General features: G+C 64.0%; 16 protein-coding genes. 9 read left to right on the top strand and 7 right to left on the bottom strand.

Going from position 1 to position 21,274, the window contains the following annotated elements; all coding sequences use genetic code 11:
- The first annotated feature begins 242 nt into the window (after positions 1 to 242).
- The 4 genes from ACLF6J_RS11590 (at position 243) to ACLF6J_RS11575 (ending at position 4,770) form a co-directional block, all read left to right on the top strand.
- Positions 243 to 2,225: a helix-turn-helix transcriptional regulator gene (locus ACLF6J_RS11590; RefSeq protein WP_421076888.1), complete on the top strand. Its 1,983-nt coding sequence runs from the start codon at positions 243 to 245 to the stop codon at positions 2,223 to 2,225.
- Between the two features lie 254 nt (positions 2,226 to 2,479).
- Positions 2,480 to 2,950, top strand: a complete 471-nt coding sequence (locus ACLF6J_RS11585) for a hypothetical protein (protein WP_134352537.1) — start codon at positions 2,480 to 2,482, stop codon at positions 2,948 to 2,950.
- Between the two features lie 223 nt (positions 2,951 to 3,173).
- Positions 3,174 to 3,482 (top strand): hypothetical protein, encoded by a 309-nt coding sequence (locus ACLF6J_RS11580; RefSeq protein WP_227991869.1) that lies wholly within the window; start codon positions 3,174 to 3,176, stop codon positions 3,480 to 3,482.
- A 331-nt stretch (positions 3,483 to 3,813) separates the two neighbouring features.
- Positions 3,814 to 4,770, top strand: a complete 957-nt coding sequence (locus ACLF6J_RS11575; protein ID WP_244093541.1) for a quinone oxidoreductase family protein — start codon at positions 3,814 to 3,816, stop codon at positions 4,768 to 4,770.
- 18 nt (positions 4,771 to 4,788) lie between these two features.
- On the opposite strand, the gene ACLF6J_RS11570 is transcribed toward ACLF6J_RS11575, so the two are convergent.
- Together ACLF6J_RS11570 and ACLF6J_RS11565 are read right to left on the bottom strand one after the other, a co-directional pair.
- Entirely contained in the window at positions 4,789 to 6,042 is a 1,254-nt protein-coding gene (locus ACLF6J_RS11570; protein ID WP_134353912.1) for an MFS transporter, read from the bottom strand.
- Between the two features lie 135 nt (positions 6,043 to 6,177).
- A complete protein-coding gene (locus ACLF6J_RS11565) occupies positions 6,178 to 7,083 on the bottom strand; it encodes a shikimate dehydrogenase (protein WP_134352539.1) in 906 nt (301 codons plus the stop codon).
- Positions 7,084 to 7,184: 101 nt separating this feature from the next.
- On the opposite strand from ACLF6J_RS11565, the gene ACLF6J_RS11560 reads away from it, so the two are divergent.
- From ACLF6J_RS11560 to ACLF6J_RS11550, 3 genes are read left to right on the top strand one after another with little or no spacing between them, the layout of a single operon-like run.
- Positions 7,185 to 8,972: a bifunctional sugar phosphate isomerase/epimerase/4-hydroxyphenylpyruvate dioxygenase family protein gene (locus ACLF6J_RS11560; protein WP_134352540.1), complete on the top strand. Its 1,788-nt coding sequence runs from the start codon at positions 7,185 to 7,187 to the stop codon at positions 8,970 to 8,972.
- Between the two features lie 4 nt (positions 8,973 to 8,976).
- Positions 8,977 to 9,618, top strand: a complete 642-nt coding sequence (locus tag ACLF6J_RS11555) for a TetR/AcrR family transcriptional regulator (protein ID WP_244093543.1) — start codon at positions 8,977 to 8,979, stop codon at positions 9,616 to 9,618.
- Between the two features lie 6 nt (positions 9,619 to 9,624).
- Positions 9,625 to 10,086 carry a type II 3-dehydroquinate dehydratase gene (locus ACLF6J_RS11550; RefSeq protein WP_134352541.1) on the top strand — a complete coding sequence of 154 codons (462 nt, stop codon included), beginning with the start codon at positions 9,625 to 9,627 and terminating at the stop codon, positions 10,084 to 10,086.
- A 160-nt stretch (positions 10,087 to 10,246) separates the two neighbouring features.
- On the opposite strand, the gene ACLF6J_RS11545 is transcribed toward ACLF6J_RS11550, so the two are convergent.
- On the bottom strand, positions 10,247 to 11,086 hold the full coding sequence (locus ACLF6J_RS11545; RefSeq protein WP_134352542.1) for a hypothetical protein: 840 nt from the start codon (positions 11,084 to 11,086) through the stop codon (positions 10,247 to 10,249).
- 71 nt (positions 11,087 to 11,157) lie between these two features.
- On the opposite strand from ACLF6J_RS11545, the gene ACLF6J_RS11540 reads away from it, so the two are divergent.
- Together ACLF6J_RS11540 and ACLF6J_RS11535 are read left to right on the top strand one after the other, a co-directional pair.
- On the top strand, positions 11,158 to 11,703 hold the full coding sequence (locus tag ACLF6J_RS11540) for a hypothetical protein (RefSeq protein ID WP_134352543.1): 546 nt from the start codon (positions 11,158 to 11,160) through the stop codon (positions 11,701 to 11,703).
- Positions 11,704 to 11,805: 102 nt separating this feature from the next.
- A complete protein-coding gene (locus tag ACLF6J_RS11535) occupies positions 11,806 to 13,092 on the top strand; it encodes a hypothetical protein (protein WP_134352544.1) in 1,287 nt (428 codons plus the stop codon).
- Here ACLF6J_RS11535 and ACLF6J_RS11530 read toward each other — a convergent pair.
- The 4 genes from ACLF6J_RS11530 to ACLF6J_RS11515 all read right to left on the bottom strand — a co-directional run bounded on the left by ACLF6J_RS11530 (position 13,082) and on the right by ACLF6J_RS11515 (position 20,750).
- Positions 13,082 to 14,374, bottom strand: a complete 1,293-nt coding sequence (locus ACLF6J_RS11530; RefSeq protein ID WP_134352545.1) for a Shedu immune nuclease family protein — start codon at positions 14,372 to 14,374, stop codon at positions 13,082 to 13,084. The two genes, ACLF6J_RS11535 and ACLF6J_RS11530, sit on opposite strands and share 11 nt — an antisense overlap.
- Positions 14,375 to 14,551: 177 nt before the next feature.
- A complete protein-coding gene (locus ACLF6J_RS11525; protein ID WP_134352546.1) occupies positions 14,552 to 17,650 on the bottom strand; it encodes a type I restriction endonuclease subunit R in 3,099 nt (1,032 codons plus the stop codon).
- A complete protein-coding gene (locus ACLF6J_RS11520; protein ID WP_134352547.1) occupies positions 17,647 to 18,804 on the bottom strand; it encodes a restriction endonuclease subunit S in 1,158 nt (385 codons plus the stop codon). Before ACLF6J_RS11520 ends, ACLF6J_RS11525 begins: the two co-directional genes overlap by 4 nt.
- Positions 18,801 to 20,750 carry a type I restriction-modification system subunit M gene (locus ACLF6J_RS11515; protein WP_134352548.1) on the bottom strand — a complete coding sequence of 650 codons (1,950 nt, stop codon included), beginning with the start codon at positions 20,748 to 20,750 and terminating at the stop codon, positions 18,801 to 18,803. The genes ACLF6J_RS11520 and ACLF6J_RS11515 overlap by 4 nt, the downstream gene beginning before the upstream one ends.
- Between the last annotated feature and the right edge of the window lie 524 nt (positions 20,751 to 21,274).

The following is a 21,274-nucleotide window of genomic DNA, read 5'->3' as shown; positions in this document are numbered from 1 at the left end:
CGAGGCCGTTCGTCGCTCGAGCGGCATCCCCATCGTCCTCTCCCGGCTGCAGGGGCTGCGTGCGCGCCACACGCCGACCGGCCTCGCCGCCTCCACCCTGGAGCCCTCCTATGTGATCGACATGTCTCCTCTGCGCTTCGAGGAGATGGAGAAGGCGCTGGAGCATTACCTCAAGGGGCCCATCGAGGCGGCGACCATGAGCCGGATCTTCGCGAAGTCGGGGGGGCAACATCGGGCTGGCATTGAGCCTGGTCGACGCCTGCATCCGCGAGCAGAGGATCGCGCTCCGCGGAGGGAAGGAGTGGGTCGCCACCCGCGACCTGTGGAGCTCGGGCCTGCGCGCGGTGCTCGAAGCGCACCTCGAGGATCTGGACGATGCCGCCCGGGACGCGATCGAGATCATCGCCATCGTCGGCGTGGCCGACATCGAGACCGTGCGCAAGCTCATCGACTGGGGCACGCTGGAGCTGCTCGAGGAACGTCGCATGATCACGTTCATCTCCAGTGGCGCGCGGCAGCTCGTGACCGTCGTGCCCCCGCTCATCGTGGAATTCTTCCGCCACGAGCCACTGACCGCGCGACGCACCCGACTCACCGCCCTGATCGTCGAGCGCCTCGGCACGGCCGGATCCGCCTCGGCGATCCTCGCCGAACGTGAGAATCGCCAGCCGGCGTTCGGGACGCAGGAGGCGCTGTTCGTCCGCTTGCTCCAGGAGCGCGCCCGGGCGCGCAGGATCGTGACGGCTTCCGAATGGGAGGCGAACCCCTCGGCGAGCAGCGCCGTGCGGTATCTGCGTGCACTGATGCATACGCACACCCCGACCGTCACCGAGACCGTCCGCCACGTCTTCGATACCACCGACGCGAGCAACGGAGACGTTGCCGGACGCGCTGACTTCGAGAGCCTGCGGGCGGAGTGGACCGCCTACGTCGACCACGATCTGGACGGTGCTCAGCGGCGTCTGAGCGAGGCTTCGATCACGCTCGGTCCCTACGCCCGGATGCTCGACGCCGTCGACGTCCGCCTCCAGGCCAACCTCACACGCATCCCGGACGACTTCGGCGCACGCCTCGAGGTCACCGACGATCTCCCCGACGATGTGAAGCTGCAGCTGTGGGAGACGCAGATGCTGGTGCTCGTCTCCACGGGTCGGTTCAGCGACGCGCTCAGGGTGCACGTTGCCACGGAGACGGTCGAGCGCCCGCGAGACGCTTACATGATCCGCGTCCTGCACGGCCTCGCCCTGCTCGGGATCGGATCGCATCGTGCCGCGCTAGAGACCCTCCAGCAAGGGTTCGACGAGGCGCATGGGTATCTCGACATCGATGCACTCCGCGCGTTCGGCGCCGCGGTGATCCTCGTGCAGCTCCTCGCGGGTGACTACGCCGCCGTGGACGAGATCGTGGAGACGGTGTTCGCCGCCGGTGAGCCCTCGCCTCTGCCTCCCGGCGTTCAGCTCTCGCTCTTGACCATCGCGTCCGTCGTGGCGATCCGACGCGGACAACTGAGCCTGGGAGAGAAGATCGCCCAGGAGATCAACGGCACCTCCATTCTCGACGGCCCGCTGCCCGGCCAGACCCACGCCTGGCCTCGTGCGCAGCTCCTGGCCTTCGATGGAAAGGTGCAGGCGGCCGCGGATGACATGTGGGCGTCGTCGCAGTCGCTGTGGGATCGTGGCGCACGGTTCGCCGCAGTGCTCGGCATGCTGTCCTCGCTCGAGCTCGCCCCCGTCGGGGAGCGCCTCGCGGTCGCCCGTCGCGCGCTCGACGAACTCCCGGACGCCCGCCTGCTTCAGGCGCACGGCGACTACGTCTCCGCCCTCGTCGAGGGCGACCCGGTCACGATGCTCGCGTGCGTGGAAGAGCTCGAGCAGGTGGGGCTCGTCGGCCTCGCCCTCTCGGCGTGCCAGATCGCGCGCACCACGGCGCTCGAGAGGGGCGATGACGCCACACGCCGGGCCGCAGACAGCGCGGCGCACGCGATTCGCGCCGCTCACGGAGACCGGGCCTTCGACACGGCCAGATTCGGGGCCGCGGCCGTCACCCTCACGGAGCGCGAGCGCGAGGTCGGCAGGTTCGCCGCGATGGGTCTCTCCAACCAGGAGATCGCCACGCGCCTCGTGCTCAGCGTGCGCACGGTCGAGAGTCACATGCATCGCATCATGCGCAAGCTCGACGTGTCGAACCGGAAAGCGCTCGCGCAGCACGTCGAGGTCTTGTCTTAGCTCTCCGCACAGAGAGAACGCACCGCGGAGTTCCGCCCTCCGGACCACGGAGCGGGCTGCCGTCATCACTGAATCATGGCAGCGCGGCTACGTGACCTTTGTGGCGACCGGTACCCGCAGACCGCTCCGTGGCGATACTGATCAGCTGCCCTTCTCGTCCGGAGCCACGACCCATGCCGCATCCCCCCTCTCGCCCGCTCACCCGATCCTCGAGGTCACGCCGAGCGCTTCGCACGCGCACGCTGTTCGCGGGGATGCTCCTGGCTGTGGGGGCGGCGGTGCTCGTCGCCGTGATCTTCGCTCCGTCCGAGGTCGAGCGCGTCTACGGCGAGACGAAGATCGCGATCGCCACGGTTCAGACCGAGGCGAGCGGAACGCTCCCGCACGTCACGCTCGGCGTCCCGGGCGACGAGAGGGAATTGGACCGGTGCGACGGCACCTTCACCGAGATGGTCCGCTATGAGAACCCCGGCACGGTGCCCACGTGGGCTGCCCACAACAACTGCGGTGGGGACGTCATCCTCCCGTGGGAGGTGGGCCAGCAGCTCTCCATTGACGGAGTCACCTATGCCGTGGTGGATGTCCGGATGCTGCCGAAGCGCGTCGCGACCTCGGACGACCTCATCGGCATACACGGCGAACTCACCCTGCAGACCTGCCTCTACGGACAGCAGATGATGAAGTTCGTCGGAGTGGAGAAGGTCTCAACGACCGCGAGTCGCTGACACGGCGGCTACTCGGCTCACACGTCGACTACCGCCGATCACGTCATCGGCGCGCGTGGTTTCGGCTCGAAGACACGGAGAACCACGCGAGGAGCACGGCATCGGAGGCATTCAACGCCGAGGAGCGAAGCTGGCCACCTAGCTTTGCTGAGTTCCCTGCGCTGCACCCAGAAACCCGACAGGCCGCGCAACTCACACTCAACCAGGAAAGCAAATACAAATCATGTCAACATCCACCGTCCCGAACGCTTCTGGTAGCGCAGTCCCCACGGAGGGCCTGCGCTCCAAGATGCTGGGATTGGCGAGCCTCGTCACGGGAATCGTCTCGTTCTTCGCAGGCATCACGCTCCTCGTACCGATCGCCGGTCTGGTCGCAGGGTTCTTCTCACTTCGTCGCGAACCCGCAGGCCGAACGCTTGCCGTCTGGGGAATCATCCTCAACACGCTGGCACTCATCGGTGGCGTGATCGTCGCCGTCGGAATCATCCTGACCTTCATCGGTACCGGCCTTACCGCGTTCCTCCCCGCGTGACTCGGCAGCACCGCTAGCTGACTGCGCATCACGCTCGATCGTCGTCGGGGCTCGGCCCGGGCCACGGTCGAGCGTGACGTGTTCCACGGAAACGGTGCCCTACGTATTGACAAGCTTCGATGCATGCGAGATCGTCTATGCATCGAAGTTGTTCAATGCGACGGACCGGCCACGTGCGACGCCTGCTCCGCCGTCTGAGCGCGAACACCCTGCCCGGAGAACTTCCGGACACCATGCTCTCGCGCCAAGATCACCGAGAAGGAGAACGCATGAGCTCGTCGCCCCTGCCCGCCCCTCACGCCCCCGTGTTCCCGCACGGATGAGGGCCATCGTGCTCGATCGCTTCGGCGGCGTCGATGAGCTCGTCCCTCGGACGATCGACGTTCCGATCGTGGGCGAGTCCGATGTCCTGATCAAGGTGTCCGTGGCGGGGGTGGCCTCCTGGGACGCCGTGGAGCGCCAGGGGGAATATGAGGATGCGTTCGGTATCGCCTCGACCTTCCCCTACGTACTCGGCTGGGATGCCGCCGGCACGATCGCCGCCGTGGGCAGCGCAGTCACACGCTTCGCGGTCGGCGATCGCGTCTATGCCGCGTCGATGCCCGTGCCGCGCGGAGGGTTCTACGCCGAGTACGGAGTCGTCGCCGAGGAGCACGTCGCCCACGTCCCCGAGCGCCTGTCGATGACCGAGGCCGGCGTGATGGCGTGGGATGCCCTGACCGCCCTGAGCGGAATCGATCTGCTCGATCTCGCGCCCGGCCAGACGCTGATGGTGTTCGGCGCGAGCGGGGGCATGGGACACATGGTCGTGCAACTGGCGCAGCAGCGCGGCATCCGGGTCCTTGCCGTCTCCTCCGGCGCCGACGGCGTCGCTCTGTCCCGGAGCCACGGCGCCGCGGCCGTCGTCGACGGCCGCTCGCACGACGTCGTGGCAGCGGCGGAGGCTTTCGCGCCGAACGGGCTCGATGCGGCGTTCGTCACCGTCGGCGGATCCGTGCTGGAGCAGGCGCTTCGCGCGATGCACCCTTCAGGACGCGTCGCTTGGCCCCACGGCGTTCATCCCCTGCCCGCGACACCACCCGCCGTGCCGATCCTCCACTTCGACGGCGACCGGAGCCATGCCGGCCTCGAACGACTCAACTCCCTCATCGACGCCGGCACGTTCACGCCGCACGTCACGCAACGGTTCCCCTTCACTCGTGTGCAAGACGCCCACCGCGCGCTCCGCGAACACCATGTGGGGAAGCTGGCCCTCGACGTCGCCGGCGACGATGCGGAAACGGTATGACCGCAACAGGGGGAACGATCAGCCGGCGATCACTTTGATCCCCAGCGTGGCGGTCGGCACATCCTTGGTCTCACGGGCGGTGAGGGCCGCGAGCGTCACGATGAGGCACACCACTGCGGTGAAGATCGAGATGACGACCCATCCCCCTTGCTGAACGCCTCCGAGCCCGGCGACGATCGACGGAGCGAATCCGGCGAGCAGGAAACCGATCTGAGTGCCGATCGCCAGCCCGGAGAACCGGACCCGGGCAGAGAACATCTCCCCGTAGAAAGACGGCCACACCGCGTTCGCAGCCGCGTAGCCGCAAGAGAACGTGAGCACGGCCAGAGCGAAGGTGAGGACCATGTTGTCCCCGCTCATCGACAGCATGTAGAACGGCATGAAGACGGCGGAAGAGATCGCCCCGTAGATGAAGACCGGCTTTCGCCCGATGCGATCGGCGAGTGTGGCGAACAGGGGTTGCGTTCCGAGAGCGAAGACGTTCGCCACCACGACGAGCCACAGGGTGAGACTCTCGGCGAGTCCGACCTCCTTGCCGTAGGCGAGCGCCAGGTTTCCGAACACCGTGGAGACCGCGGCGATGAACGCGCACAGGATCACTCGCAGCACGTCCCGCCAGTGATATCGCATGAGGTCGAACAGCGGGATCTTCGCGATGTCCCCGTGGGCCTTCGCTTCTTCGAATGCCGGCGGCTCCTGCAGGGTGCGACGAATGTAGAACGTGACGACGACGACGACCGCGCTCAGCCAGAACGGTATCCGCCATGCCCACTCGTACTTGAACGGGTCTTCGTCGGGGATCAGCGTCACCGGGAGGAAGATGAGCGCTGCGAGGATCTGCCCGCCCTGTGTTCCCGACAGCGTCCAGGAGGTGAAGAACGAACGCCGATCGTCGGGCGCATGCTCCAGGGTCATCGACGACGCGCCCGCCTGCTCACCTGCGGCGGAAAGCCCCTGCATCAAACGACAGAGGACGAGCAGGATCGGCGCGAACCAACCGATCTGCGCGAACGTCGGGAGGCATCCGATGACGAAGGTCGAGATGCCCATCAGCACGAGCGTGAACATCAGGATCCGCTGGCGCCCCAGCCTGTCCCCCAGGTGGCCGAGGATGACCGCGCCGATCGGACGTGCGATGTAGGCGAACCCGAACGTCGCGAGCGACATGACCAGAGCAGCATTGTCTCCGTCGGGGAAGAAGATGTGCGGGAAGATCAGCGCCGCGGCGGTGCCGAAGATGAAGAAATCGTAGTATTCGACGGCGCTGCCCATGAAGCTCGCGACAGCCGCCTTGACGGGGGTCTTGTGACCCGTTTCCGCGTCGACGGGCAGGTCGGGGGCATCAGAGGGCGCTGCGCTGGGTGGATGCGACACGTTGTTGACTCCTTTGTCATGGGTGATGATCACTTACGGGGCGGCGATGAGTTCTTCGAAGTGCCGGTGCATGCGCGGAAGGTCCGGGGCTCGGCCGGTGACCAGGTGGAAGGTGTCGGCCGCCTGACCGACCGCCATGTGCCCGCCGTGCATCGTGCGGCAGCCGGCAGCCGCGGCGGCGCGGAGGAGCTCCGTGTGGAGCGGTCGATACACGATGTCGGCAACCCAGTGCCGCGCGTGAAGCAGTGTGAGGTCGAAGGGCGCTCCGGGATGATTGTGCATCCCGATCGGCGAGCAGTTCACGATGCCATCGACTGTCCGAAGCAGATCGGCAAGGTCATCCGGGCTCGCCGGGACCGCCGCGCGACCGTGCCTCTCGGAGACGGACTTCGCAAGGCTCCGGGCGCGATCCGAGTCCAGGTCGACGATGACCAGTTCCTCGGCACCCAACCGCATCAGCGCGTCGGCGACGGCCGCCCCCGCGCCGCCGGCAGCGAGCTGAACGACTCGCCTTCTCCGGACATCGTCCAGTTCCGCACGATAGGCCCGCTCGAACCCGGTGGTGTCCGTGTTGAGGCCGACCCGTCCGTCCGCGGTGAACAGCACCGTGTTCACCGCGCCGACGGCAGCGGCAACGGGGTCCAGGGAATCGAGGAGAGGAATGACCGCCTGTTTGCAGGGATAGGTGATGTTCAGCGCGCTGAATCCCAGACGCTCGGCCCAGTCGAGCACATCGGCGAGCTTCTCCGCGCCGAACCCCGACGATCCCGACGCATCGAAGTCGATTGCTCGATCGACGAGATTCAGGCCCTGGGCTCTGCCCTCCTCCATCTGCAGCAGGGGCGTCAAGGAGGGGAGCACTCCTTCACCCACCAGCCCCATGAGGACCCCGGTCGATGCGTGGACCGGCTCGGTCGCGAGGCCGAGGGATCTGATCATGGGGCATCCGTTCGTAATGGACTAACTGGTTAGTACACTTTGACGCCCACCGGCCGGCATGTCAACCGTGGGCTAATTAACCGTCTGGTACATTGAGCGCCATGCGCACTTCGATAGCGACCGTCTGCCTCTCCGGGGGCCTCGTCGACAAGCTCCACGCCTGCGCCGCCGCAGGCTTCGACGGCGTCGAGATCATGGATGCCGACCTGGTCGCGGCCGTGGAGTCGCCGGAGGAGATCCGCGCGCTGTGTGCGCGTCTGGGACTGACGATCGACCTCTTCCAGCCGTTGCGTGACTGTGAAGGCGTCGATGACGCGACGTTCGCGGACAATCTGCGCCGTGCTCGCGCGAAGTTCGAGGTGATGCGCCGACTGGGGGCTTCGATGGTGCTCGTGTGCAGCAATGTCGGAACGGCCACGATCGCCGACCCCGAGGTCGCCGCGCGGCAGCTGGGGCAGCTGGCGGACGCGGCGGCGGAGTACGGCATCTCGATCGCATACGAGGCGTTGGCCTGGGGGCGGTTCGTCGATGACTACCGGGACGCGTGGAACATCGTCGAGCGTGCCGACCGCGCGAACCTGGGCGTCTGTCTCGACAGCTTCCACGTTCTGTCGCGGGGCCACGACCCTGCCGCAATCGAGGGCATCGATCCCGCAAAGTTGTTCTTCCTGCAGCTGGCCGATGCACCGTCACTCGACATGGACGTCTTGTCGTGGAGCCGCCACCACCGTCTCTTCCCCGGCGAGGGACAGTTCGATCTGACGACCTTCCTCTCGCACGTCCTGCGCGCCGGCTACACCGGTCCGCTGTCGCTCGAGGTGTTCAACGACACCTTCCGTCAGACCGACGTGACCCGAACGGCCGCGCATGCGCATCGCTCCCTGCGTTGGCTGTACAACAGCACCGTTCGTGCGAACGGACAGCCGGACGCGCAGGTCGCACCGCCACAGCCCCCGCACGCGGTCGACTTCGTCGAGATCTCCGGCTCCGATCTCTCGTCGGTCGAGCAGATCCTCGACCAGCTCGGGTTCGACTTCGGGGGCGGACACCGCACGAAGGCCGTACGCCTCTGGCGCGCGGGCGAAGCGAGCATCGTGCTGTCGGAGGAGCCTCGCGCCGGCGAACCGCACATCGAGGGGATCGGCTTCACGGTGGCGGATGCGCAGGCGGCGAAGCGGCATGCCGTATCGATCGGCGCGACACCGCGGTTTCGTCGCACCCGCGCCGGTGACGCCGAGCTACCGACCGTCTCCGCTCCGGACGGCACCGGGATCTACTGGAGTTCCGCGTCCACGGCAGAGTCGTGGGTCGCCGAGTTCGAAGGCGGCCAGACCTCCGAGATCGACTCTCTCCACGGCGTCATCGATCACCTCAACGTCGCCCTCCCGTGGCATGAGTTCGATGAGGCGGTCCTGTTCAACATCGGCGTTCTCGCGCTCGACCCGGGGACGTCTGCGGATCTGGCCGGCCCCTACGGCCTCGTGCGCAGTCAAGTGATGCGCACGCCTGACGGATCGGTCCGCCTCGCCATGAATCTCGCCCCTCCCACGGCGCCCCTTCAGCCTCGCCACATCGCGATACGGGTCGATGACGTGATCGCCGCCGCCGAACGTGCGCGACGCTCGGGCTTGCCCTCGCTCCCGATTCCCGACAACTACTACGACGACCTCCACGCACGCTTCGGCCTCGACGACGAATTCCTCCACCTCCTGCGCGAACTCAACCTTCTCTATGACCGTGATGCGAATGGCTCCTTTCTGCACTTCTACACCCCGACCGTCGGCAAGGTCTTCTTCGAGATCGTCGAACGGCGCGGTGCCTACGACGGATACGGCGCGGCCAGCACCCCGGTCCGGCTTGTGGCTCAAGAAGACCGCAGGGCAGGATAGCCATGTGAGCGAACGAGTGGTGCGGCATCGCGACGCCGAGCGGACGCGGGCCGAACTCCTCGCCGAGGCGACAGCGGCCTTCGCACAAACGGGATATTCCGGAACGACAGTCGATGACATCGCGCAGCGGAGCAGCACCACCAAGCGCATGATCTACTACTACTTCGGGAGCAAGGAGCAGCTGTACCTCGCCGTCCTGGAGAACTCCTACCGCGAGATCCGCGAAGCCGAACAGCGACTGCGCGTCGATGGGCTCGAGCCGGTCGCCGCCCTCCGCCAGATCGCGGAGCTGACCTATGATCACCACCTGGAGCACCGGGACTTCGTCCGCCTCGTCGCCGTGGAGAACATCCACTACGGACGTTTCGTCACGCAGGTGGACTCCCTCCGCGAGCTCAACGCACCGGCCCTCGAACTGCTCGACGACATCCTCAGACGAGGGCATGAACGCGCCCTCTTCCGCCGTGACATCGATGCGCTCGACGTGCATCTGCTGATCAGCTCCTACTGCGTCTTCCAGATCGCGAATCAGCACACTTTCGAGTATCTCTTCGACACCGACCTGCACTCGCCCGGCCGTCGCGACCACCTCCGCCAGATGATCGGCGACGTGGTCGTGTCGTGGGCGACCGCACCGACGGAGTAGTCGCCGGTGTCGACGACGAATCCTCCCCCTCCCCCCGACCGACGCCTGCTCCTGTTGAACGGCCCGAACCTGAACCAGCTGGGCCTCAGGGAACCAGAGCTGTATGGAACCGAGACCCTCGACGACGTCGCGCGGATCGCCGTAGCCACGGCACGAGCACTCGGCTACGACATCGAGACCGTCCAGAGCAATCACGAAGGCGTCCTCATCGACGCGATCCACGCGGCGCGGAACCGAGTCGCCGGCATCGTCATCAACCCCGGCGGTCTGACCCACAGTTCCGTGTCACTTCGCGACGCGCTCTCCGCTGTGGCACTCCCGTTCGCGGAGGTGCACGTCACAGACCTGGACCATCGAGAACCCTTCCGCCGCTTCTCCTACCTCCACGACATCGCAGCCGTCCGCGTCGTCGGGCAGGGAGTGAGAGGGTACGCCGTCGCCGTCGAGGAACTCGTCGCCCTGCTCTGAGCCCGTCGAGCCTGCACAGCGCCGGGATGTCGCCGTGCGCGTGGGGGCGTCAGTGTAGGTTCCCGCTCGAAGTGGCGGTGAATGCCTCGGATTCCACGGTACTCGGCACGAATCCCTGATCTGAGATTCCACCACAGGTGGCGGATTCCTACACAGTGATTCATCGAGGCAAGAGAGATTGGCCGTGCTCGGTCTCGGCCAGCCTCACGAAGTCCTCAAGCGCGTCCGCTCGGACCGTGGCTCGCTGGGCAGGCGTCCGATCGGGATAGACATAGCCGAGTCCCGAGTTCTCGACATACAGACCGAGTGCCCCGGGGGTCGGCGCAGCTCCTGGAATCACATGAAGCACAAGCGGCGCCTCCGCGAAGGTGGCGCGCGCGGTAAAGTTCACCGTGCGATCAGGGTTCTCCGTTCGCCCGGAGACAGTCGCGTCGAAGCTCTCGGGCCAGAGTTCACTCCGCAGAGGAACATAACGAAATGGCTTGGTCGCATCGCCTGCAACTAAGATCGTGTACCCACCGACAGGTTCAGGGCGCACCAGGTGGACGATATGCTGCATCGTCGACTGCAAGCGAAACAGCACAGAATCGTCGGCGAAATCGTCGAAGCGCGCTTGAAACCTCGCAAACGCGCTCCGGTCTCCAGCCCATGCTCGGCCTATTGCGGTCCGCTCCTCGACTCCCAGCTCGGCCGAGACCGTCCAAATCCGGGCGGGCTCTCGATGAGCCACGACAAAGGACGCACCGGCGATCAGCGACAGCTCTTCAAGCACCTCGTCGACTCCGCGACCGCGCAAGCTCGTCACCGCAGACGCGAGCACGTCAGGCCCGTCGCCGGCATAGCCGACGACAAGATCATCGTGAAGGTGAATGATCTTGAGTACGGGTTCCGTGTACACCCTCCTCGTTCGGCTCTCATCCTGAGCCCATGTGACCTTGGAGTCAGCTCCTACTGCGACTGCCCCAGTCACCTGATCAATCACGGCCACGACCAACGTCATGCGTTGATCGTCCCACGACCGCGAAGAGCAGACGACCCAGTACCATAAGCCGCAGGCACGAGGGGGAGACTGTGACGGCGACCGACGACCACCCGAACGATGGTGAAAGCTTCGAGCAGGAGAGCATGGATGCTACCGCTGAGTACAGCGAGCCGATCGTGCTCGATTGGGGATCCCCCGACCCCGAAGAGACAAGGCGGCTCCTCAATGAGACCCCAGAGCAGCTAGCGCGCCTTGTTCAACGACACCCGCCCCTCGCCGCGTTCCTCAAACTGGGGCTCGAGGCGATCAAGTCTGCCGGTTCTGAAGAACGAGCAGCCAATGCGCACACCTCCGATTCTTACTACGAACTCACCAACAGGATCGTTGATGGACTATTTGAGCGGCTTAGCCAGGGCGGCATTAGCGAAGGCGAAGCTCACACGATCTACCGCCTCCTGGAAGACCTTCAAGTTCAGAGCAGCGACAAGACGACCGAGTTTCTGCGCGCCAACGACAAGACTGGCACCAAAACCATGCTGGTCGTCGGCCTCCTCTTAGCTGCCGGGTTGGGGATCGCAGCGGCGATCTATTCAGGCCAGCGCCCCTCCACGTCCCCACCGTCACTTCGCGCTTGACGTCTAAGGCATAGGGGATCCGTGTTGGGTGATCCACCAGTCGAAATTCACGCGATAAGCGATCGGCGGTTCAATGCATTCGTCGGTTGGACGCGTGGTCCGATGGCCAGCGTCCTCGTCGCGGAAGTCGAGTGGATGGAGCTCAAGCCCGGAGCGGTCTTGGCCACCGTATTCCTAGACCGCACCGACAAGGATCTCTGGAGCGCTATTCTCGCCCCAGATCTCGCTGGGCGCTATCGCAGCGTCATGAATCTCGGTCCGCACGCGAATGTGCGCGAAGCAATCGAAGCCACGGCCAACGGCATGGTCGCGGTTCACACGAACTATGATGTCGCACGCGAACAGGGCGACGAAGCGCCTGCTGTCGACTTCTTCGCCACCACCACGTCGGAACATCTGTGGCACCGAAACTTCCGGTACCTTCGTGAGGAACCGGCCGCGATCGGTGCTCGTCGACTGATCCAGCTCATGATGCGGTGGTACGAGAATCAGGATGGAACGTTCGTCCGCGAATTCCAGACGACGGCCTTCGACGCCAGAATCTGGGAGCTGTACGTCTGGGCCATGCTTCGCGAGTCCGGCTACATAGTGGAGCAGCCGAAGCCCGCACCAGACTTTCTCGCTCACGGCCTCGACGGTAGCTTCTACGTGGAGGCCACCACGGCAAACGAGCCATCCGCCCCGAATGTCGCGACCGTGCCCACAAACGAGGCCGAACTACACGCGTACGTTCACGAGTACTTGCCCACGCGATTCTCCGGACCGCTCTACGCGAAACTTCAGAAGCGCTATTGGGAGCGCAAGGGTATCGAGGAAATCCCTTTCTCCATCGCGATCCAAGATTTCCACGGCGAGCTGTCGATGACGTACAGCCAGTCGGCGCTCTACGAGTACCTGTATGGGGTGCGCATTGACCTGGTCGAGCATGAAGGCGTCGCTCAGAAGGTCGAGGTGCCGGTCAAGTCGCACGTGTGGGGCAAGAAGGAGGTCCCCTCGGGGTTCTTCAGCCTGCCCGACTCCGAGCACATCAGCGCTGTCATGTTCAATGCCGGCGGGACGCTGAGCAAATTCAACCGCATGGGCATCTCAGCGGGCATGGGCGATGAATCCGTGACCGCCGTCCATGAGGGCACTCGCTTCGCGTTGGACAACTCGGGCAAAGAGATCCCGTTCAGTGCGCCCGTCACGGAAGGCTACGAAGAGGACTGGGTGGACGGACTCACCGTATTCCACAACCCGAACGCGCTCCGGCCGTTGGCGAGGGAAGCACTTCCAGGGGCGGCCCATGTTTTTGAGGACAATGGTCTTCGAACGCAGCTCACTCCCCGCGGTCACGTGGTGAGCAGCATCACGAAATTGACCAGACGAGGCAACCCTCTTAAACGCTAGGTTCCCCTTGAGGGCCAGTATCATCGCCACGCGCCTCGTCACCCGCTGTTTCGTCGACGTCCATCCGCTTCCTTAACGAGCGCAGGATGTTGTCGAGCCGCCTGAGCAGGTCGTCGTATGTGATGATGTCGACCAAGTTTGAGTACTTCCGGCGAACGAACTCAAAATCAAAGGCCTGTTGGTCGGTGAAGTTGGTGTCTCGCCCTGAAAGCACATACGCCTTCGGATTGGTGATCTGAACCTTCAGCCCGCTTGGCAGCTCTGCCGCATGCTTCTCCGTGATCATTTTCTCCCCATCAGGCCCCGACTTGCCGAGATAGAAGAGATACTTCTCAACTTGGACGATGGTGCCTGAGAGCTCCCGAACGGGAACGTGGTTGTCGCGATACTTCCGCGCTGACATCAGGCCATTGGAAAATGGCTTCTTGATTTCGAGGATGTCAGCGGTGCCGTTCGCCGCGATCAGGACCAAATCAAGCTCGCGTGTGCTCACACTCGGGCTCCGCGAGTAGCTCTCCTTGACTCGTACTTTCTGCAGCACCGCGACGTATTGCGGGAAGATCAAGAGGAAAAGGTCGGCCACCGTACGCTGCCATTCCGCCTCGGAGTATGATTCGGCATCGCGAAGCATCTCGGCCACGCGATCCCGGACAAACGTGAACTTCTCCAGTTCCAGCTCGTTGGCCACCGGGAGCCGCTCGTCCACGACAGTAGGGGTGTTCGCGCGCGAACGTCGTCGACGCTCGAAATGATCCGCGAGCTTCGCCTCCGCGTCGCTCATCGTGTCCATGTGCTCTTGAAGGATCCGCGTCACGCGCGAATATGAATAGAGCCTCATCTCAGTCGTCGTTGGGAAATCGTTGAGCAGCCGGACGAACTCCTCCTTGGGTATCGCTCCCTCCCTATCTCCCCCAATTACGACTTCTTCGTCGGACAGCTCGTCTATGCGCCAGAAGATCGAGATGTTCTGCTGGGCGATGAACATCTTCCGAGTCAAGCCAAGGCCGCTATCGATCAGCACGTCGTGCTTCAGCCCCAATGAACTGGCCCGGATCCGGCGGTACCTACCGTCGTGTACGCCAATAACGAAGCGGCGAACTTCGGAATCATCCCATTCGTCATCGCCGCCGACCGTTAGCAGATCCTGCTTTCGGAGTGTGAACGTATGTGCGAGCCTGTAGCTGCCGTCCGCGTCCAACTTTTGGTCGAGCCAATCGGCTGGGCTTCGGTCTGGCCGGTAAGCCAACACCACGTCGTCACCGTGGTCCTCAAACTGAATCATGTACCGCCCTCACCTTCGAAGTCCGCAACACGCCACTTCTTTGGGAACCATCACGAACACAACTGGGCCGAACGCAACCAGCGCAGCGGCACCGGCCGGTGTTCTCTAATCGAACGGCGTGTGGTTCACTCGCCGATCGCGGTGCATTGGCTTCTCTACCTTTGCGGCCGGGGCCGCTCACGCCTGCTTGTCCTTCAGGAACTCGTACAACATCGCCGGCAGCGCCTTACTCAGCTGCGCGAACAGCCCACTATCGCTGAGCATGTCATCCACAAGCAACGGCGTTTCATCCCGCACCTCGATAACAGCCTTCGCGAACGCCTTCGGCAGCGCGGGCGACTCCGCAAACTGCTGCGGTGTGTTCACCTCGGCCTGTCGCGCGAGGTCGTAGTCGACGGCGAGCTTGCCCATGATGTGGTTGACGGTGAGGTCGACTGCGCCGATCCCGTACTTGTCGCCGAAGCGCTCGTTGAGCTTGCCAATGATCTCCTCGAGGGCGCTGCGGTGCTTCTCGTGAATCGCGCCGGAACCGATCGCGGTGATCGGGTCGAGTCCCGGCCCCTGCTCCAGGTTGAGCTTCACGGAATCCCCGGGCGCGATGCTGTACTCCGTGAGCTGCACCTTGGAGATGTCGACCGGCTCCTCGTAGGTCGCCGTCGACAACTGCGGCAGGATACGCCGCAGGAAGTAGTGCCGCCGAGGCAGATCGGTGTCCTCGAGGTTTCGCGCCTGCGAGATGAAGTCGTAGAACTTCACGTACTGGCCCGCGTCGCTCTTGAACAGCTTGAGCTCTTCCTGCTCCGCAGCATCCCCGTCGGTAACCGCGCTAAACCAACGCTTCGAGAACCGATCCACCGCAGGCGCCGTCGCAGCACTGACTGCGCTATTCGCATTCACTCCACCAGCCAAGGCGGCGTCGAATGCCTGCGCGACCTCGGCCATCGTGTAGATACCGGCCCCGTCGAGTTTCGTCACCAGGTCGTAGATCAGGTTCGGGTCCGTCGTCGCTGTCAGCGTCGCCTTGCGGTAGTAGTCCTTGAACGCATCGAGAATCTCGAGGGGCTCGTTCACGAAGTCCAGCACGAACGTCTTGTCCTTGCCCGGGTACGTGCGATTGAGCCTCGAGAGCGTCTGAACGGCCTGCACGCCGCCGAGCTTGCGGTCCACGTACATTGCAACGAGTCGCGGCTGGTCGAAGCCAGTCTGGAACTTCTCCGCCACGATCATCACGTTGTACGTCGAAGGCTTGAACGCCGCGGCCAGATCCGACGTCCACAGGCCCGGGTTCTGGGTCTTCTCTGTCAGACCCTCGCCGACATCCTCGGGATCTTCGACCGTGCCGGAGAACGCGACGAGCGCCTTGACACCCTGAATGCGCGAGTCGGACAGGTACGTGTCAAGATACTTCTTCCAGCGCACCGCCTCCTTGCGGGAGCCGGTGACCACCATTGCCTTCGCCTTGCCGTCCAGCAGCGGCTGCGCGAACGCGCGGAAGTGATCGACGACGATCTTCGCCTTCTGGCTGATGTTCGTCGGATGAAGTCGCACATACTGCACCAGTGCCTTCACCGCCGTCGACTCGTCGACTTCGCCTGGCCCGTCGTAGTCCGCTCCCGGATGTTGCAGTTGCCACGCGACCTTGTAGGGCGTGAAGTTCTGCAGCACGTCGAGGATGAAGCCCTCTTCGATCGCCTGCTGCATCGAGTACAGGTCGAACGGCTCCGGCGTCTCTGCACCTTCAGGGGTCCGACCGAACAGCTCCAGCGTCTTGGCCTTCGGCGTCGCGGTGAACGCGAAGTACGAGATGTTCGATGCGTTGGCGGTGACCTCCATCGCCCACTGCAGGTACGCCTCCGAGTCAATCGGAGCACCCTCAGCCACGGCGGCCTGCTCCTGCGGCGAGAGCACCTTCGTAAGTGCCCCCGCCGTCGATCCGGTCTGCGACGAGTGAGCCTCGTCCGCGATCACCGCGAACCGCCGCCCCTGCAGCTCCGGCTTGGACTGAATCGCCGTGATCAACGCTTCGAAAGTTTGGATCGTCACGATCACGATCTGCTTGCCACCAGAAAGCGCGGCCGCAAGCTCCGTCGACTTCGACTCCCCGCTCTCGCGAGTGATCGATTGCACCACGCCGGCGTGCTTCTCGAACTGACCGATCGCGTCTTGGAGTTGCTTGTCCAGCACCGTGCGGTCGGTGACGACCACGACCGTGTCGAAGACCTTCTCGCTCTGCTCATCATGCAGCTGCGAGAGCCGATGAGCGAGCCAGGCGATCGAGTTCGTCTTCCCAGAGCCCGCGGAGTGCTGCACCAGGTAGCGGTTACCCGCGCCCTCTGTACGTGCGGCTTCCACGAGCCTATTGACGGCACGCCACTGGTGATAGCGCGGGAACAGGATCTTCTCGGTGCGCGTCTTCTTGCCCGTGTCGGGATCGACATCGACCTCGACTTGCAGGTGGACGAACGATCCAACCACTTGCAGCCAGGCGTCCCGCTGCAGCAGCTCTTCCCAGAAGTAGGAGGATGCCGAGCCTGCCGGGTTCGGCGGGTTGCCCGCACCCTGGTCGTGTCCCTGATTGAACGGAAGGAAGCGAGTGCCGGCGCCGGCGAGCTTCGTCGTCATCCGCACCTCGTTGTTCGACACGACGAAGTGTACGAGCGACCGCTTCGCGAACGAGAACAGCGGCTCACCCGCCGGGTTACGGTCAAATCGGTACTGGGTGACCGCGTTGCTGATCGGCTGCGTGAAGTCTGTCTTGAGCTCGACCGTCGCCACCGGGATGCCGTTGACGAACAGCACCAGGTCGAGCGCCTTGTTCGGATGCTTCGTCGAATAGTGCACCTGGCGCATCACCCGCACCCGCATCTTCGCGTAGTCAGCGAGCGTCTCGGGGTTGTTCGCCGTCGCTGGACGGAACTGCGCCATCCGGAACTTCACCGCACCACCGTGCAGTGGCACCATCGAGAACCCCTCGTGGAGGATACGGATCGTACCGCCGTTCTTCATCGGGTCGTTGTCGAGTGATTTTGCGAAGCGAGTCAGGATGCTGCGGGATGCCGCTTCGCGCTGTGCCTCGGAGTCGTCCGGACGCACGACCTTCGCGAACTCGGTCGGTTGCGACTCCGCGAGCCAGCCAAGAACATCATCTGGGAAGAGCGCGAGCTCGCGGTCATAGCCAGCATCGGTTGGCGAATAGAGCCAGCCGCTTACAGCCAGGTAGGTCGCGATCTCGGTCTCTAGCACCGACTCGAGGTGCGCACCAGCGGGCCCAGTCATGCCGCCTCCCTCACATCAATCTTGCCCGTGACTGCCGCCGAGATAAGAGCGGTACGACGCTCACTGGCAAGTTTGACGGCTTGCCTTGCAACATTTATCGCGGTGTCGATCTTGGCAACGGCATCATCAACCATTCCCGCGATTCTTTGCTGCTCATCGACTGACGGGAGTGGAATCGGCGTCTCGCCGAGCGTCCCAAGATTGAGCCGGCGGAACGTTGCACCGAGGATCTCATAGTCCCAGAAGTCGTCTGCGATTCGCGAGCTAAGCACCCAGACCAGGTAGTGCGCGTCAATCTTCTCAGGCATCGCCGCTACACGGACGGTGTCCTGCGTTAGGTTAGCACCAGCCAGATCGTCAGAGAGCAAACCCACCCGGCCAAAAGCCGGACCGATCGACACGACGATATCGCCGCCCGCGAGGACTGACCGCCTATATGCGGCCGCGATCTCCGGAGTGGTGCGCCGAAGGGATGCGAGAACGGGCGAGACACCCTCACCGGGGAGATCAGAGGGACCAATGTACGGAATACCGTTCTCGACAGGTTCCCCGCATTGCAGGATCCCGTAGGTTAACGGTCGCCTCGGCGAAACCAATCGCTTGAGGGGAATCGTTTCATGGCTGCCGATCAGTTCGACGATCGATGATGCGCGGCGCTCAGTGAGGAGGGCGATGAGTTCCTCGTTCTTCGCGATGAACGCGTCGATCTGCGCCGTCTCCCGGTCCAGATAGTCCGCGATCGCCCGCTGTTCCATCATGGGCGGGAGCATGATTGGTGCGGCCTTGATCGCCGACGAAGTCATGCTCGGCAATGCCGTGTCCGTCGCCCACGCTCTGAACGGAAGAGTCGTCGCCCAGTAGTAGGCAAATCGAGGCAGCAGTCTCGATCGGTCGATCACGCTATAGAACATCGTGTCGACGGTCCAAAACTTTCCGGAAACGTGCAGTGGCCGATCCACGGTGCCCTTGCGTCCGAACAGCACTGACTCGCCGTCGAACAGATAACTCGAAGCCCGACGAAACTCGCCACCAGAGCCGTAGACCGGGTAACCGCCGTGTTCAACTTCGACGCCACTATAGTCAGCGCCATTTCCGATGCGGGCCAGACGTCCGAACGTCGTCTTTGGCCAACTAGCAACGGTGCGCGACTTCACCGCTCGACCTCGAGAAGCATCGCGCGAAGCTCGTCCATCACGGACTCAAGATCACGATCGATCTCCTCCAGTGGACGTGGCCGCATGTACCGGTAGAAGTGGCGGGTGAAGGGGATCTCCGCGCCCTCCTTGGTCTTGGCATGGTCGATCCAGGCATCCGGCGCGTACGGCGACACCTCACGCCGGACGTAATTGTCGACGTCCTCGTCCCACCGCACGTTTTCGGTGTCGCGTAACGAAGCGTCCGCCTCGACCTTGCCTTTGGCGTCCAGGCAGGCGTCGGCAGTATCATCCTGCTCGCCGAGCTCCGCCGTGACGGTCTTCAGCAGAGGCCCCGTGATCGCGATGCCTTCGGCCTTCGCGGCAACCTTCAGCGACTTGTGGAACAAGGTCCGGTTCTTCCACACGGTGTCGCCGCCCAGAGACTCGAGCACGCGACGCAACGCGATAGCGTCCGCCTCGCTCAACTTCTGCACGGTCTTCGCCCCGAAGACCGCGTCGATACGCTCTGGCGTCGCCTGCCAGTTGAGCTTCAGCGGTCGCTCGACGGTGATGGTGCGGTAGAGGAAGTCCTCGTTGCGGAAGATCTTCGAGTTCTCGCCATCTTCGAAGCCGGCGTACAGCCCCACGATGGTTTCGATGTCCTGGGCCGAGAGCTCGTTGCGCTTCGAGCCGAGCCCCTTGCGCAGTTTGGTGAACATCTCGCGTCCGTCGATCAGCTGCACGTGGCCCTTGCGCTCATCGGTCTTGCGGTTGCTGAGCACCCAGATGTAGGTAGAGATGCCGGTGTTGTAGAACATGTCCTTCGGCAGTCCGATGATCGCCTCGACGAGGTCGTTGTCGAGCAGCCACTTGCGGATGTTCGATTCACCCCCGCCCGCGCCACCGGAGAACAGCGGCGACCCGTTCAACACGATCGCGACGCGCGAACCACCATCCTCCTTCTTGCGCATCTTCGACACCAGGTGAAGCAGGAACAGCATCGCACCGTCGCTCACCGCGGGCGTTCCGGGGCCGAAGCGGCCGTTGAAGCCAAGCCGCGCGTGCTCCTCGTCGACGTACGTGCGCTGGTCTTTCCAGTCGACGCCGAATGGTGGGTTGGAGAGTCCGTAGTCGAACTTCTTGCCGTCGAATGCATCCTCGGTGAGGGTGTCGCCGAGGGCAATGTTGTCGACATCCTGGCCCTTGATGACCATGTCGGCTTTGCAGATCGCGTAGGAGGCGTCGTTGTAGTCCTGCCCGTAGAGGCTGAGCTGGATGCCAGGGTTCATCCGGCGCAGGTACTCGTCGGCAACGGAGAGCATGCCGCCGGTGCCGGCGGTCGGGTCGTAGATGGAACGCACGACGCCCTGCTTAGAGAGTGCGTCATCGTCGAGCGCGAACAGCAGCTGCACCATCAGCGCGATTACCTCGCGCGGCGTATAGTGATCGCCCGCGGTCTCGTTCGAGCGCTCGTTCGCCCACCGGATGAGCTCCTCGAACACCAGGCCCATCTGGATGTTGCTGACGACCTTCGGGTGGAAGTCGGCCTGCGCGAACTTCTCCATCACCGCGTAGAGCTTGTTCTTCTCTGCCAACTTGTTGAGCGTCTTGTCGAACTCGAAGCGTTCGAAGATGTCACGCACGTTCTCGGAGAATCCGGCCAAGTACGCCGACAGGTTGGCGCGGAGGTCTTGCGGGTCTGCGACGAGTTTCGCGAAGTCGAATGAGCTGGTGTTGTAGAACTGGTGGCCCGCAGCCTCGGTCAGCCGCAGGTGCCGCAGCATGTCGGGGATCGCCTCCGTCGCCTTCGCGACGTTGAGTACCTTCGGCTTAGTCTCCGCAAGCACAGCATCTAGACGCCGCAACACAGTGAACGGAAGGACAACCGATCCGTACTCCGCGGGCTTGAACGGGCCGCGCAACGACTCCGCGATGTTCCAGATGAAGTTGACGTGATTGACCAACGGCGGGGACTCCTGACAGCTCGACGAGACCAGTCGGGCCTCGTCTCCCTATCCTGGCGCACGGAACGCGAATCGTGATGTGCCGCCCGGACGACATCGCTAGCTACGTCGCCCCTTCGTCAGTCCCGCCACGCGGAGGTATCTCCGGATCGTCGTCGGACTGCAGCCGAGCTCGCGAGCAATGCTCGCCGCGGTCCGTCGTTCCGTCTCGTACTGCTCGCGTAGCCACTCGGTCTTTACGCGGTATCGCGGCTGGCGGCCCGGCCTCGAGGGGATACTGTGCGCGTCTCGAGTCCGAGCGACACTCTGACGCGAGAGTCCGAGCTTGACCGCGGTGGCACGTATCGAAAGGCCCTCGTCGTGTGCCGTGGTGATCGCGATGTCCTCGGGACCGCCGCTCGCACCGCGCATCGGACGCCGCGCGACCCATTCGCGGTCACCTGCTTGAACGGCGAACGATTCTAAGCCAAGCGCGCTCGGAGTCGGATGCCACGACACCGGCTCGTCGATGCCGAGGCGGTCCA

It is taken from the genome of Microbacterium sp. IO18, from assembly GCF_049099505.1.
Taxonomy (GTDB): Bacteria; Actinomycetota; Actinomycetes; order Actinomycetales; family Microbacteriaceae; genus Microbacterium; species Microbacterium aurugineum.
The sequence above is the reverse complement of the archived record's forward strand: the minus strand, read 5'-3'. Positions and strand labels throughout refer to the sequence as shown.

Bases quoted from the DNA above. Each gene is read 5' to 3' on its own strand.
- ACLF6J_RS11565 (WP_134352539.1), bottom strand. From the start codon at position 7,083: ATGATCAGATCCCTCGGCCTCGCGACCGAGCCGGTCCACGCATCGACC.
- ACLF6J_RS11525 (WP_134352546.1), bottom strand. From the start codon at position 17,650: ATGACTGGGCCCGCTGGTGCGCACCTCGAGTCGGTGCTAGAGACCGAG.
- ACLF6J_RS11535 (WP_134352544.1), top strand. From the start codon at position 11,806: ATGGCCAGCGTCCTCGTCGCGGAAGTCGAGTGGATGGAGCTCAAGCCC.
- ACLF6J_RS11580 (WP_227991869.1), top strand. From the start codon at position 3,174: ATGTCAACATCCACCGTCCCGAACGCTTCTGGTAGCGCAGTCCCCACG.
- ACLF6J_RS11570 (WP_134353912.1), bottom strand. From the start codon at position 6,042: ATGGGCAGCGCCGTCGAATACTACGATTTCTTCATCTTCGGCACCGCC.
- ACLF6J_RS11545 (WP_134352542.1), bottom strand. From the start codon at position 11,086: ATGACGTTGGTCGTGGCCGTGATTGATCAGGTGACTGGGGCAGTCGCA.
- ACLF6J_RS11585 (WP_134352537.1), top strand. From the start codon at position 2,480: ATGCTCCTGGCTGTGGGGGCGGCGGTGCTCGTCGCCGTGATCTTCGCT.
- ACLF6J_RS11560 (WP_134352540.1), top strand. From the start codon at position 7,185: ATGCGCACTTCGATAGCGACCGTCTGCCTCTCCGGGGGCCTCGTCGAC.
- ACLF6J_RS11530 (WP_134352545.1), bottom strand. From the start codon at position 14,374: ATGATTCAGTTTGAGGACCACGGTGACGACGTGGTGTTGGCTTACCGG.